We start from the raw sequence: 15,506 nt of genomic DNA on the forward strand, positions 1-15,506 counted from the left end.
TATAATAATTATTAAAACATAACTATTAAAATCTAAAAGGGAGAAGTAGCAAAATGATTAAGTTAATTAAACATTTAAGAAACTCAGTCGGTTCTGTAGTACTTATAGTTGGACTGTTAACGATTCAAGCTATATGTGATTTATCATTACCTGATTACACATCTAATATAGTAAATGTTGGTATTCAGCAAAATGGTATTGAAAATGCAGTTCCAGAAGTTATAAGAGAGAGCGAACTAAATAATCTTACTATCTTTATGAGTGACAAAGACAAAAATGAAGTGATGAAATATTATGACTTACTTGATAAGGGTGAGTTTAAAGATATTAAGATTGATGAAAAAGTATATAAGCTTAATACAAATGATAAAGAAGTAATAGATAAGTTAAACCCTATAATGTCAAAATCTATTATGATAGTATCTGGTATAGAAAAAAATAAGTCTCAAATTGTAAAACAAATGACACCACCTGGAGTTCCGGTTAACCCTAATATGGATATAATGGCTACTTTCAAGTCAATGCCTAAGGATTCTTTAAAGCAAATAGAATCTAAGTTTGATGAAAAAGTTGATAAAATGCCAGAAAGTATGGTAACTCAAGGTGCTATAGGATATGTAAAAGGTGAATACAAGGCAATCGGAATAGATGTAGATAAGCTTCAAACTAGCTACATATTCAAAACGGGTGCGATAATGTTAGGAGTAGCCCTAATAAGTATGATAGCTACAGTAGCAGTTGGATACTTAGGAGCTAGAGTAGCAGCAAAACTTGGTAGAAACTTAAGAAAAGATGTATTCCATAAAGTAATTTCATTCTCTAATAAAGAAATGGATGAATTCTCCACTGCATCTTTAATAACACGTAGTACAAATGATATACAACAAGTACAAATGCTAATGGTAATGTTACTTAGAATTGTATTTTATGCACCTATACTTGCTTTAGGTGGAGTTATAAAAGTACTAGGAACTGATACTTCTATGGCTTGGATAATAGGTGTTGCAGTTCTTGCGATAATATCTGTAGTATTAGTTTTATTTGCATTAGTTATGCCTAAGTTTAAATCCGTTCAAAAACTTGTTGATAAGGTAAACTTAGTAACTCGTGAAATGCTTACAGGAATGCTAGTAATAAGAGCATTTGGTACTGAAAAGCATGAAGAAAAAAGATTTGATAAGGCAAATACTGATTTAATGAAAACTAATTTATTTGTTAATAGAACGATGTCTATGATGATGCCAACTATGACTCTAATAATGAACTTAATTACTATATTAATAGTATGGAACGGTGCTCATCGTGTTGACTCAGGAAATATGCAAGTTGGAGATATGATGGCATTTATACAATATACTATGCAAATTATAATGGCATTCTTAATGATATCAATGGTATCTATGATATTGCCACGTGCTATAGTTTCTATGGACCGTATAGATGAAGTTATAAGTAAAGATGTAAATATAAAAGATAAGAAAAATACTAAAGAATTTGATGAAAATAAAAAAGGTATAGTTGAATTTAAGAATGTAAGTTTCAGATATCCTAATGCGGAAGAGGATGTTTTAAGAAATATAACATTTACTGCAAAACCAGGTCAAACTACAGCGTTTATAGGAAGTACAGGAGCAGGAAAATCAACTCTTATAAACTTAATACCTCGTTTCTATGACGTAACAGAAGGTAAGATATTAGTTGATGGAGTAGATGTAAAAGATGCTAGTCAACATAATTTAAGAGATAGAATTGGATATGTACCTCAAAAAGGAGTTTTATTCTCAGGGGACATAAACTCTAACTTAAGATATGGAAATCAAGATGCTACAGATGAAGACGTTAGAAAAGCAGCAGAGATAGCACAAGCTTTAGAGTTTATAGAAACTAAACCTGATAAGTTTGAAAGTGAAATTTCACAAGGTGGTACAAATGTTTCAGGAGGTCAAAAACAAAGACTTTCAATAGCTAGAGCAATAGCTAAAAACCCAGAAATCTATATATTTGACGACAGTTTCTCTGCTTTAGACCTAAAAACAGATGCAGCACTTAGAAAATCACTAAAAGAAGAAACTGGAGATTCTACAGTACTTATAGTAGCTCAAAGAATAAGTACAATATTAAATGCTGATCAAATAATAGTTTTAGACCAAGGTAGCATTGTAGGAATTGGAAAACACGAAGAACTTCTTAAAAATTGTGAAGTGTACAAAGAAATTGCCCAATCACAACTTTCAAAGGAGGAACTTGACAATGAGTAATAAAAAGCAATCTACTCCTAAAATGGGCGGACCTATGGGAGGAATGAGAGGAACAGAAAAAGCAAAAGATTTTAAAGGAACAATGAAAAATCTTTTTAATTATTTAAAACCTTATAGAATATCTATATTTATAGTAGTTATATTTGCAATAGGAAGTTCTGCATTCTCTATAGTAGGACCTAAGGTATTAGGTAAAGCTACTACTGAGATATTTGAAGGATTAGTTAGAAAAGTTAGTAATCAAGGAAACGCAGGAATAGATTTTGATTATATAGGTAAAGTTCTTTTAATTTTATTAGGACTATATGTAATAAGTGCGTTATTCTCGCTTGTTCAAGCATTTATAGTTTCTGGAATATCTCAAAAGGTTTCATATAAATTGAGAAAAGAAATTTCAGAAAAAATAAACCGTATGCCACTTAAGTATTTTGATAAAAGAACACATGGTGAAGTGTTATCAAGAATTACAAATGATATAGACACATTAAGTCAAAACTTAAATCAAATTATGACTCAAATTATTACTGCTGTTACAACCGTAATAGGAGTTCTTATAATGATGATATCTATAAGTTGGCAAATGACTATAGCTTCATTATTAATATTACCTGTATCTATGATAATAATAGGATTTATTGTTAAAAACTCACAAAGCCACTTTAAATCTCAACAAAAATATTTAGGGCATGTTAATGGTCAAGTTGAAGAAACTTATGGTGGACACAATATAGTTAAAGCATTCAATAGAGAAGATGCAGCTATAGCAGAGTTTAATGAATTAAATGATAAATTATATGAATCTGCATGGAAATCACAATTCCTATCTGGAATGATGATGCCAATGATGACTTTTATAGGTAACTTAGGTTATGTGTTAGTATCTATATTAGGTGGATACTTTACTATAAAGAAAACTATTCAAGTTGGGGATATACTTTCATTTATACAATATGTAAGAAGTTTTAACCAACCAATCGCTCAAACTGCACAAGTTGCAAATATAATGCAATCTATGGCAGCAGCAGCAGAAAGAGCTTTTGAATTTTTAGATGAAGAGGAAGAGATCCAAGTAAGTGATCATCCAGTTAGTGTTGAAAATATCAAAGGAGATGTTTCTTTTGACCATGTTAACTTTGGATATTCTGAGGATAAAATAATAATAAATGATTTTACAACAAATATAAAAGCAGGACAAAAAGTAGCAATAGTTGGGCCTACTGGGGCTGGTAAAACTACAGTTGTAAAATTATTAATGCGTTTTTATGATGTAAATAAAGGTGCTATATTAATAGATGGTAAAAATATAAATGATTTTAATAGAGCTGACCTACGTAGTTTATTTGGAATGGTTTTACAAGATACATGGTTATTTAATGGTAGTATAATGGAAAATATAAGATACTCTAAGCTTGATGCTACTGATGAAGAGGTTATAGAAGCGTCTAAAGCAGCTCATGTACATCACTTTGTAAAAACTCTTCCAGCAGGATATAGCATGGAGTTAAATGAAGAAGCTAGTAACGTATCTCAAGGTCAAAAGCAACTTTTAACTATAGCTCGTGCGATTTTAGCAGATCCTAAAATACTTATATTAGATGAAGCTACTAGTTCAGTTGATACTCGTACAGAAGTTTTAATACAAAAAGCTATGGAAAATCTTATGGAAGGTAGAACTAGCTTTATAATAGCTCATAGATTATCAACTATAAAAGATGCAGATTTAATACTAGTTATGAAAGATGGAGATATAATTGAGCAAGGAAATCATGAAGAATTATTAAAATCTGATGGATTCTATGCATCTTTATATAATAGTCAATTTGAAGATTGTGAATAAGTTTTCCAAATTGATTACAAACATATTGTAAAGTAATTACAATTGTGTTAAAATTAAGGTAACATTAGTAAATGTTAAATTTTTTTACAAGGTTTTAGGAGGATTCCAAAATGATGAATGGAATAGTTAAATGGTTCAATAATGAAAAAGGATTTGGATTTATATCAGTAGAAGGTGGAGATGACGTATTCGTACATTTCTCAGCTATACAAAGAGATGGATTCAAATCATTAGAAGAAGGTCAAGCAGTTAACTTTGAAATAGTTGAAGGAGCAAGAGGACCTCAAGCTGCTAACGTAACAATAGCAGAATAATTGAGTTTATAATATATAAAACACAATTAAGAAATTAAAACTAGAGAGTTTTCTCTAGTTTTTTTTATTGTGAGCGAGAGCTATGTAACAGATTTGTTACATATGCGTAATCAATTTGTTACAGGGATATGATAAAATATGTAAAATAGACAAGAAAAGATAAGAATAATTTGTATTTATGACAGAAGGAGAAATTTTATGTGTGGACACGTTTTTTTATATAGTAAAAAAGGAAAGGTTGATGAAGCTTTATTAAGTGAATTAACTGAAAAGATTAATCATAGAGGTCCTGATGATACAGGGTTATTTGTGAAAGACAATGTAGGATTTGGATTTAAAAGACTTAGTATAATTGATTTATCTCATGGACATCAACCATTTAGCAAAAAAGAGAGTACTATAATATTTAACGGGGAAATATATAATCACGAAGAACTAAGAGATGAACTTATATCTAAAGGACATGAATTTAAAACTGGATCAGATACAGAAGTATTACTTACTTCTTATTTACAATATGGTAAATCAGCTGTTAAAGATTTTAGAGGAATGTTTGCATTTGTAATTTATGATGAGAATACAAATACTATATTTGGGGCTAGAGACCATTTTGGAATAAAGCCATTATACTACACTGAAAATGATGAATATATAGCATTTTCATCAGAATATAAAGCTTTAATGCCAATAGTAAATGAAAAAAATGTAGATGATAAAAGTTTACAAAACTATTTATCATTCCAATATGTTCCAAGATATAAAACTATGATGGAAGGAATCAAAAAAGTGCCTAATGGAACTTGCTTTACAATTGAAGATAATCAAATAAGATTTGAAAAATATTTTGATCCTAGATTTTCAAATGATAAAGAAGTTACAAAAGAAGATATATATAATATATTAGAAGATTCTGTAAAGCATCATATGATATCTAATGTTGAAGTTGGAACATTCTTATCGGGAGGAATAGATTCAACTATAATTGCTGCACTAGCATCAAAAATAAATCCTAAAATAAAATCTTTTTCTGTAGGATTTGAAGTGGATGGATATAATGAATTAAGTGTTGCAAAGAAAAGTGCGGATGCATTAGGTATTGAAAATATACAAATAAGAGTAACTCAAGAAGATTATATAAAATCACTTCCTAAAGTTATATACAGCTTAGATGATCCATTAGCAGATCCATCATGTGTTGGAATTTATTTCTTATCAAAAGAAGCTAGAAAACATGTAACTGTAGTATTATCTGGCGAAGGAGCTGATGAGTTCTTTGCAGGCTACAATATATACAAAGAATATGAAGCGGTTAAGCCATTTTTAGGATTATCTAAAGGCTTAAATCAAACTTTAAATAAAATATTTACAAAAATGCCAGAACTAAGAGGTAAAAATTACTTAGTTAGAGCAACTACACCTTTAGAAAAAAGATATATAGGAAATGCTAAAATATTTGAAAATAATGAAGTAAAGAGTATAATAAATAAGTATGATGATAATAACACATATAGTAAAGTAGTTAGAGATTTATATAGAGATTGCAAAAGAAAAAGCTATGACTATATAACAACTATGCAAGATATAGACATAAATACATGGTTAGAAGGAGATATTTTATTAAAAGGTGATAAAATGTCAATGGCATCATCTATAGAACTTAGAGTGCCATTTTTAGATAAAGAAGTATTTGAGGTTGCTAGAAATTTAAGATTAGATCAAAAAATAAGCAATAAGAATACAAAAGTTTTACTAAGAGAAGCATTTAAAGATGTAGTACCTAAACATATGGTAGAAAAGAAAAAATTAGGATTCCCAACACCTATAAGAGTATGGTTAAAAGATGATTTAGGTAAATATGTAAGAAATATAATAACTCAATCAAAAACGGATGATATTATAAATAAAGAGTATGCTATAGGTTTACTAGATGAACATATAAAAGGAAGTAAAGATAACTCAAGAAAAGTTTGGACAATATTTGTATTCTGTTTATGGCACCAAATATTTATAGAAGGAAAAAATATAGATTCTTTATAAACGAAAGAAGGATGTAGATATGAAGAAGATATTAATAGTTGAAGATGAAGAAAATATATCGGATATACTATCTTATTCTCTAAGAAAAGAAGGTTATGAAATTAAAATAGCAGATACTGGAAAAGCTGCTATTGAACTTGTATCGAGTTTCAGGCCGAACTTAATTATATTAGATTTAATGCTCCCAGATATGAATGGTCTTGATATCTGTAAAAATGTAACAACTAATTTCTCTATACCTATAATAATGTTGACTGCGAAGTCAGACACTATAGATAAAGTTTTAGGCTTAGAATTAGGCGCGGATGATTATATAACTAAGCCATTTAATATAAGAGAAGTAGTTGCAAGAGTTAAGTCTATATTTAGAAGGATAAGCTTATTAGAAGATAATATTAAATCAGATATAGAAGTTGTTAAATTAGCAAACGGGTTAGAAATAAACAAAAAAGAAATGAAAGTTAGATTAGATAATGAGATTATTCATTTAACAAGTAAAGAATACGAACTTCTTTTATATTTTGTGGAAAACATAAATACAGTGCTAAATAGAGCCCAATTACTAGATAATATATGGGGAATAGACTTTGAATGTGAAAGTAGAACTGTAGATACTCATATACAAAGGCTTAGAAAAAAACTAGGCGATTATAATTGTATAGAAACTGTAATTGGAGCAGGGTATAAGTTATCTGGACAAAAAATATAAATATGAAAAACTCCATAACAAACAAAATAATGCTATTTTTCTTGGTTATAATCTTTTTTGTTATATTTTCTATAGTTATTTATAGCAACTCAGTACTTAATAATGTAGTAGAATATTTAATTGATAATGAAATCAAAGATACAACTAAAAGTATTAATTTATATTTACATCAGTATTTTAGATTTAATAAAATGGAATTTAATAAAATTTCATTTGCATCAAAAAGTAGTGCAATTTCAAGGGATTTGACTTATAGATTAGATAAAACTGTTTATATTTATAATGATATAGGGGAGTTAATATACCCAAGAACAGAAAAATATAAACAATTAAAAATAACTAAAGATATGGAAAATGCATTAAATGGAGAACTGTCGTATACAATCGAATATAAAGATAATAAGGCTTTAGTATATGTATCATATCCTATTTTTAGAGAAGATAAACTCATAGGTATGATAAGATTTGCAAATGATTATACACCTTTATTTAATAAAACTAAATTATTTATAAATAAAACATTGATTTTTTCTGTGATGATTTTTGCGGTAAGTATGATTATTGCATATATTATATCAAAGCAAATAACATCTCCAATAAAAAATTTAGCAAATAAAACTAAAGAAGTTACAGATGGGAACTTTGATGTAAAAATAGATATAAGTTCTAGTGATGAGTTAGGAATGCTTGCATCTGATTTTAATAATATGATTGAGACAATAAATACTCAGATAAAAACTATAGAAAACGATAGAGATAATTTAAGAGAGTTATCAGAAAAACAAAAGAAATTTTTTGATAATGTAACGCATGAGCTAAAAACTCCTATGACAACTATAATTGGATATAGTGAAATTATAAAAGATAACCAATTTACAGATGAAGAGTTTTTTAATAAAGGAATAAATAGAATTATATCTGAGGCTAATAGATTAAATAGAATGATTGTACAATTACTTGATATATCTAAAAATAGTAATAAAAACTTTGATTATGAATTAAAAAAGATAGATCTATCTAAAATTATAATAAGTATGTGTGAAGATATGACTCATAAAGCTAAAAAGTATAATATGAGTATAAAAATAAATGTTGGAAAAAATATAAAAATAATTGCTAATGAAGATAAAATTAAAGAAATTATAATAAATTTACTTGATAATGCTATTAAATATGGAAAAGTTAACTCAGACATATTTGTAAATGCATATATAGAAGGTAAATTTGCAAATATATCAGTTATAGATTCAGGAGAAGGTATTGAAGAGAAGGAACTTGAAAATATATTATCTCCTTTTTATAGAGTATCTAAAAGTGAAACTAGAGAATTAGGAAGTACTGGATTAGGACTTGCTATTGTCAAATCAATAGTTGATAGCTATAATGGGAAAATCGACATAAAAAGCGAGGTTAATAAAGGCACTGAGGTTTCTATAAAACTTCCTACAATAAGTTAAGGAGAACTATATAATGCTAAAGAATATAAAGCAAGATATAAAGAACATAATACTTTTACTTTTTATTGTAGGGATACTTTCGCTTATTGTATACGTAAGTGTATATGAAAATAAAGAATATAGCAAAAATGTAAAATTAGATGGAAAAACTTATGATTACAATGAAAGTAACTATAAAAATAAAAATGAAAGTATAAAACTAGACTCTGTTATACCTGTAAATGACTATATTCTAGATTTAGAATTCAATGAAGATAATTTACTTGCTATAAGTAATTATACAGACAAAAACAAAACTGGAATAAACATATATGAAATAAACCCTGATGATGAAAGCATTTTAAATGTAAAAACTTTAAATGATGGTGTTTTTACTATGTATAATATGGAGAGTATGTCTCCATCTAAGGAAATATTAACATATAGCACAGCGGAAAATGAAAAAAGTGATAAATATAAAAATTTAAAGAGTGTATTATATAACTTAAAAGACGACAGTTATATTACTTTACCGTACTATTTTGATTTATTAGGATGGGTGCCAGATAGCAGTGGTTTTTATGGTTATAAAAATAGTGAATTATTTTCATACGACATAAATGAAGAAAAAATTGTTAAAACTTATGAACTTAAGAAAAGTGATTATGTAAATAAAATTTTATTTTCTCAAGATGGAACAAAACTTTATATGCTAAATATAAATAAAAATAAAATTGATATATATGATTTGAAAAACAATTCAGTATCTAAAATTGATGCTATAAAATTTATATCTGACTTTGATGTTATAGACGATAAATATTTATTAATTGAAGGAACTAATGCAGATAAGAAAAATTTATATGTATATGACACTGAAAGCAAATCTAAAAAACTAATAAATGGAGTACATTTAGACGAAATGTATTTAAGCAAAGATAAAAGTAAACTAGTAACTGTATACTATACGGGTAATAATGAAAGTACGATAGATGTATATGATCTAGGTATATATAATGAGAATGTAGACTTATATAAACTTGGGTGCATTCCAATGATAAAAGGCATACCTTATATAGCCATAAGTGATAACAATAAGTTAGCATACTCTATAGAAGGTAATAAATTTGGTGACAGCGAAATATACACATATAGTATATCGAGTAAAAAATGACAACTCTTATGAGTTGTCATTTTTGCTATATTTACATTACAATTAAGTAATAAATATTGATATAAAAAAATAATAGGAGTAAAATAGTATTAAATTAAAGGAAGACAACAAATAGAATTTGCTTATATATTTAAGGAGAATAGAGTATGGAACATATAGAGACATTATTTACATTGGCTAGAGATAACTTTATTTTAGTTTTTATAATAGGGACATTTGCAAGTTTTTTAGAAAGTTTTATTCCTGCATTACCACTTATGGGGATAGTAGTTGCAAATAGTGTTATGATGGGATGGGTATTTGGACTTTTAGGTTCAGTATTAGGTTCTTGTACAGGTACATATTTACTATTTTTATTATCAAATAAATTTAGTCATATAAAAATATTTGAAAGAATAGAAAATAATAAAGTTGATAGGGCTATAAACTGGGTAAAACACCAGGGCTTTGCTACATTGTTTATTGCGTATTCTTGCCCATTTATACCTGGATGCTTGGTTACGATAGCTTGTGGGGTTTCAAATAAGAGTAGGGAAAGTTTTGTACCAGCCATGATAAGTGGTAGGATATTAATGTTTTTAATTGCAAGTTATATAGGTAATGATTTACTAGGATTTATACATAGTCCTATGAGAATTATATTTGTAGCAGCATTAACAATTATATCATTCTTAGTTGGAAGAAAAATAAATACAAGAATCGAAGCTAAGCATCATAATTAACATAAATTAAAAAATTCTCTAATAGTATACTATTAGAGAATTTTTAATTTTCTTTAAAATTATTTAAATAATAGGGGGATTTTATGTTAAAAACAAACAAAGATAAAGTTGTAAAATGGTCAGTTCAAGGGAAAATACATCATCCACTAGCATTAAGTTATAGAGTAACTCATGAAGGAAAACCTGTTATACTGCCTTCGACAGGAGGAATTTCATATAATGTAAAGATAGGGGATTGCGTTTATGGTTTAGCTGGAGATCATGTTGAACCAGGAGTGTCTATCAGAAATGAAGATGTAAGAGAGAGCAATGCACTTATGACGTTTGCATGTATAGGAAATGAGGCTAAGGTTGTAAGTGGAGAAGCTAAAGGGGCAAAAGGATATGTTACAGGTATGCATGGTGGAATAGAGCACGTACTTATACATTTTGATGAGGAGACTTTGGAAAATTTAGTTATAGATGATAAAATTATGGTTAAAGCCTATGGACAAGGTTTAAAATTAGAAGATTTCGATGATATACATATAATGAGTATAGATCCAAATTTATTTGAAAAATTAGGAATAACAGAAAAAGATGGCAAAATACAAGTACCAGTTGTTGCAAAAGTGCCACCATACTTAATGGGTTCAGGTATAGGATCAAGTAGTGCTTATACTGGAGATTATGATATAATGACTGCTGACTTTGATGAAATAAAAAGACTTGGCCTTGATAAATTGAAATTTGGAGACTTAGTTTTACTAGAAGACTGCGATAATACATATGGAAGGGGATATTTAAAAGGAGCAGTTAGCATAGGTGTAATTGTTCATAGTGATTGTGTAACGCTTGGTCATGGGCCAGGAGTTACGACTATAATGGTTAGCAAAACACCTATAATAGAAGCTATTATAGACGAAAATGCAAATATATCTAACTATATATAAATAAAAAATTAACTATTGAGTATTACTGTTTAATAATAATTTGATCGGGTATAAAAGAGTATAAGAAATTATGCTCTTTTATTTTGCATAATAATTTAATTAAAGAAAAAAATAAAATTGAAAGATAATTAGGAGGATATATATATGAAAGTTACATTTAGTGGAGCACCGTTAACATTAGACGGGAATCAAGTTAAAGTAGGCGATGTAGCACCTGACTTTACAGTAGTAGGAAATGATTTAAGTCCTATAAAGTTTAGCGAAACAAAGGGAAAAAGAATATTAGTAGCAGTTCCATCAATAGATACTGCAGTATGTGATATAGAGGTTAGAAAGTTTAATCAAGAAGCTGCAAAATTAAATGATGTTAAAGTATTTACTATATCAATGGATTTACCATTTGCACAAGCTAGATGGTGCGGAAATGCAGGAATTGAAAATGTTGTTACTGCATCAGATTATAAGGATAGAGAATTCTCTAAAGCGTATGGTTTATATATAAAAGAATTAGGTCTTGTATCAAGAGCTGTTATAGTTGTAGATGAAGACAATAAAGTAGTATATACAGAGTACTTAGAAGAAATAACAAATGAACCTAACTATGAAAAAGCAATAGAAGCTGTTAAGTAATAATAATAAAAAGATGCCTCAAAAAAAGTTTTTGAGACATCTTTTTTATATTAAGAAGGAAAAAGAGTGTACTTTATCAAAGTATATATAATCTTTGTTTTTAATTGAAATATTAGGGGGGATATATTTGGTGGAAGAATTTGATATAAATGGAGCTTTGATAAAATTTCCTGAAGAAAAAGTAAGATATAATTCTATTAGAAAAGAATTTTTAAATCAAGCAACTGAGTATAAATGCAAATTGAAAAAAGAATTGTCTAAAAATTACACATCAAAAGATATAAATGAAGTTGGGCTAAAACTTTATGAAGAGTATATAGATAATTGTATAAAAAAAGGTGTAGAAATAGTTGTTAACTATGAAATTATAACTATTGACACTAACCTTTTTAAAAAGAACTATTGCCTAAAATATCTAACATACTCTAAAAAATCTAAAAACTTATCAAAAGATTATTTAATACAAAACAAAAATAAAAAAATAAGTTTGGCACAAAAATCAATGGAAGATAAAAAGTTAATAAATATATTAGCAGATAATTTATTTGAAGATTGCTTTAAAGTACATTATGCAGTAATTGATGCACTTTTAGATAATGGGGTAGACATAGTATCTAGTTATATAGAAGAAGAAAATATAATAAAATCTAATGCACTATTTAATAATTATAAAGATGGATTTATAGATAAAACTAATGAAAGTTATGTTATAAAACAAATAATTGCTCTAAACCCATATAGAAAAGATATATATGAGTTTTTTATAAAAGAAGATGGGGACTTTAATAGTGAAATAGAAAGACTAACTAAGTTTTTAGGTTATGATGTAAAAAAATATAAAGAATATTTAATGGATAAATATGTAGAAAAGATAGAAGAGAATCATGGTTGCGACATAGAAATTGAAAAAGAAAAAATTGAAAAATATGCAAAATATATAGGATATGATAAAAAGGAAATTTATTGTGCTAGAGTAGAAGCATTGTATATTTATAAAAATGCATAACAAAAAGAGGCCTTTGAAAGTTAGTATGAGAACATAATTTATACTAACTTTTTAAGGAGCCTCTTTTTTGTATATAGTTAGTTAAATTGACTTAGTTAAGATAAATTTTATTTATAGTGTAACTTTTTTAAAAAAGAATAATATACTAACTTAATAACTATATTTATATAAAGGGGGAATGGCATGAGGCGAGTAAGAGATAATAAATCTATATGTGATAATAATGGATTTTTAAATGAGTATGCTATTGGATGGAATGATATACCATTTAAAGATTGTTCTATAAATCAAAGCTTTCTAAAGAAAAAGAAATGGAATCAATATGTTTGGATAGGGAAAGATTTTATATTTAACTTTGTAATATCAGATTTAGGACATTGTTCAATTATACATGCAGACTTTTACAATTTAAAAGATGATATAAAAATAAGTAAAATATATAGACATCCTATAATTAAATATATTGTGATTGATGATAAAATAAACTCATATGCACATTACAAAGGGAAACGTAAATTTATAAATATATTAAGAAGTTCAGGTTACTTAAATTTGGATTTAAAAATAGATAATTTTGATATTACCTCAACTATATACTTAGATTATGAATCATTAAATATACTTATTCCATGGGACATAGAACATTTTCATTACACATCAAAGCATATGAACTTAATAACTAAAGGGATATTAAGAATAGGTAACCAGAAGTATGATTTAAGCGATTCAAGATGTTTTATAGATTATGGTAGAGGTGTTTTAAAACGACAGTGTGATAGAGAATGGTTAACTAGTTATTTTACAAATGAAAAGCATGAACATATATCTATAAACTTAGGATCAAAGTACACTGATTATACAGGTGTAAATGAAAATGCGTTAAAGATTGATGACAAGATATATAAATTTGATAGCGATGTTAACTTCAATTATAACGATGATGGAATCATATATATAAAATCAACTCGACATGATGAAGTAAATTTAAAATTTAAGCCTATAATTAGTGATATAAAGCCTGATAATATAAAAGTATTTAAATATAATTTGAAACAAATGGTAGGATACTTAAGTGGATATGTAATGTATAAAGATAGAAAAATTAATTTTAATGATGAAATAGGGTGGTGTGAAAATCATTTTGCTAAGTGGTGAAGATATTAAAGAATTCAATTATATAGCCGTCTAATAATATGTTAAAATATTATTTAGACGGCTGAAATTATCTCATCCAATTTGGATTCCCAGGTACAAATGGTCTTTTACCAAATTTTTTAGTATATTCCTGAAGAACCTCTTTTATAGCAGGTAAGTTATCTTTAAATGTATATATATTTTTTATACTTTCTAATTGCTGAGAAAATGGACAAACAGCAATGCATATTCCACAGTCAGTTCCTAGGTATCTCCACTTTATATAACATGACTCGGCATCTATTTTCCAGTTATAAACCCCATCAAACTCTTTAGTCGACTCATTAGATAAAGAAGTAGAAGGGCAGTTATAAGAACATTTTTTGCATACACTACAAAAATCATCTAAACCAAAATCCATAGGTGAATCTTCATCTAAATCTAAATCTGTAGTTACAACTCCAAGTCTTATACAAGAACCATATTCTTTAGTTGTAAGAATTGTATTCCTTCCAATACAACCAAGACCTGCATCTCTAGCTATTAAAACCGGCATTAAAAGATAGTTTGAATCCATATGATTTCTAGCATCATATCCTAAATTTCTTATATAGTAACTAAGAATCATACCTATAACTGAAACATCTACATAAGCTTTACTTGTTTCAACCACTTCAGCTAGCATAGGACCTCTATTTATCATATCCTTTTCCATTGGAACTGCAAAAACTATAGCATATTTATGATTAAGATCTACTTTTTTTCCGTAAACATCTTCATGTCTACCTCTATGAGTATAAAAATGATAATCTTTAAGTTTTGTAATTCCAACTAATTTAGCTCCGTAATGTGAAGCAAAACCTTTAATACGCTTAGTTATAATTTTTTTATTAACTTCAACTTTTGTATCATTAACTTGTCCTTCACAGAGGTGTTTAATATCTGATAAAAATTCAAATGCAGAAGACGCCATAGGAGAATTAACTTCATTGTATGTCATAGTACCTTCTCCGCAAAGTTCTGGTCTAGACCTGATACTATCATCTATAGCTTTTTTATCTGGATTTTTTTCATAATAATCATTATAAGCAGGTGAGTTCTTTTCATAGCTAGCCCTTGAAAATATAAGATCTCTTTCATCAACTCTATTCATAATATTCCCCCTATCCCTATAATAAAATTATATACTATCTTAATTAAAAAAGGGAAAAGATTATCTTTAAAAAGACAAGCTTTTCCCTTAGAAGGTATTCGCCTATAATAAATAGGAGTAGAATTATTATAGTAAGGTCGAATCCAATATATACTAATATTAGT

Annotated in this window: 13 protein-coding genes; 12 read left to right on the forward strand and 1 reads right to left on the reverse strand. The window is 27.6% G+C overall.

The features are described 5' to 3' along the window. Positions 1-53 precede the first annotated feature (53 nt). The 12 genes from VN21_RS08880 to VN21_RS08935 all read left to right on the forward strand — a co-directional run bounded on the left by VN21_RS08880 (position 54) and on the right by VN21_RS08935 (position 14,210). Positions 54-2,258, forward strand: coding sequence for an ABC transporter ATP-binding protein (locus VN21_RS08880; RefSeq protein WP_046822937.1), 2,205 nt, complete (start codon positions 54-56; stop codon positions 2,256-2,258). Next, positions 2,251-4,095: an ABC transporter ATP-binding protein gene (locus VN21_RS08885; protein WP_046822938.1), complete on the forward strand. Its 1,845-nt coding sequence runs from the start codon at positions 2,251-2,253 to the stop codon at positions 4,093-4,095. Before VN21_RS08880 ends, VN21_RS08885 begins: the two co-directional genes overlap by 8 nt. 110 nt (positions 4,096-4,205) lie before the next feature. After that, positions 4,206-4,409 carry a cold-shock protein CspD gene (gene cspD / locus VN21_RS08890; protein ID WP_046822939.1) on the forward strand — a complete coding sequence of 68 codons (204 nt, stop codon included), beginning with the start codon at positions 4,206-4,208 and terminating at the stop codon, positions 4,407-4,409. Positions 4,410-4,607: 198 nt separating this feature from the next. Beyond that, a complete protein-coding gene (gene asnB / locus VN21_RS08895) occupies positions 4,608-6,446 on the forward strand; it encodes an asparagine synthase (glutamine-hydrolyzing) (RefSeq protein WP_046822940.1) in 1,839 nt (612 codons plus the stop codon). A gap of 19 nt (positions 6,447-6,465) precedes the next feature. After that, positions 6,466-7,155, forward strand: coding sequence for a response regulator transcription factor (locus VN21_RS08900; protein ID WP_046822941.1), 690 nt, complete (start codon positions 6,466-6,468; stop codon positions 7,153-7,155). 2 nt (positions 7,156-7,157) lie between these two features. Continuing rightward, a complete protein-coding gene (locus VN21_RS08905) occupies positions 7,158-8,612 on the forward strand; it encodes a HAMP domain-containing sensor histidine kinase (protein ID WP_046822942.1) in 1,455 nt (484 codons plus the stop codon). Positions 8,613-8,625: 13 nt separating this feature from the next. Beyond that, positions 8,626-9,765: a YncE family protein gene (locus VN21_RS08910; protein ID WP_046822943.1), complete on the forward strand. Its 1,140-nt coding sequence runs from the start codon at positions 8,626-8,628 to the stop codon at positions 9,763-9,765. Between the two features lie 146 nt (positions 9,766-9,911). Further along, positions 9,912-10,487, forward strand: a complete 576-nt coding sequence (locus VN21_RS18915; protein WP_046822944.1) for a TVP38/TMEM64 family protein — start codon at positions 9,912-9,914, stop codon at positions 10,485-10,487. A gap of 83 nt (positions 10,488-10,570) precedes the next feature. Beyond that, the gene (locus tag VN21_RS08920) at positions 10,571-11,419 is read left to right on the forward strand and encodes a DUF4438 domain-containing protein (protein WP_046822945.1); all 849 of its coding nucleotides are present in this window, start codon (positions 10,571-10,573) and stop codon (positions 11,417-11,419) included. A gap of 144 nt (positions 11,420-11,563) precedes the next feature. Then, positions 11,564-12,049, forward strand: a complete 486-nt coding sequence (gene tpx / locus VN21_RS08925) for a thiol peroxidase (RefSeq protein WP_046822946.1) — start codon at positions 11,564-11,566, stop codon at positions 12,047-12,049. 130 nt (positions 12,050-12,179) lie between these two features. Further along, positions 12,180-13,055, forward strand: a complete 876-nt coding sequence (locus VN21_RS08930) for a hypothetical protein (protein WP_046822949.1) — start codon at positions 12,180-12,182, stop codon at positions 13,053-13,055. 183 nt (positions 13,056-13,238) lie between these two features. Beyond that, positions 13,239-14,210 (forward strand): DUF2804 family protein, encoded by a 972-nt coding sequence (locus tag VN21_RS08935; RefSeq protein WP_046822947.1) that lies wholly within the window; start codon positions 13,239-13,241, stop codon positions 14,208-14,210. A 67-nt stretch (positions 14,211-14,277) separates the two neighbouring features. On the opposite strand, the gene VN21_RS08940 is transcribed toward VN21_RS08935, so the two are convergent. Beyond that, positions 14,278-15,342 (reverse strand): 4Fe-4S dicluster domain-containing protein, encoded by a 1,065-nt coding sequence (locus VN21_RS08940; RefSeq protein WP_046822948.1) that lies wholly within the window; start codon positions 15,340-15,342, stop codon positions 14,278-14,280. Positions 15,343-15,506: the final 164 nt, after the last annotated feature.

The organism is Paraclostridium benzoelyticum, from assembly GCF_001006285.1.
GTDB classification, from domain to species: domain Bacteria; phylum Bacillota; class Clostridia; order Peptostreptococcales; family Peptostreptococcaceae; genus Paraclostridium; species Paraclostridium benzoelyticum.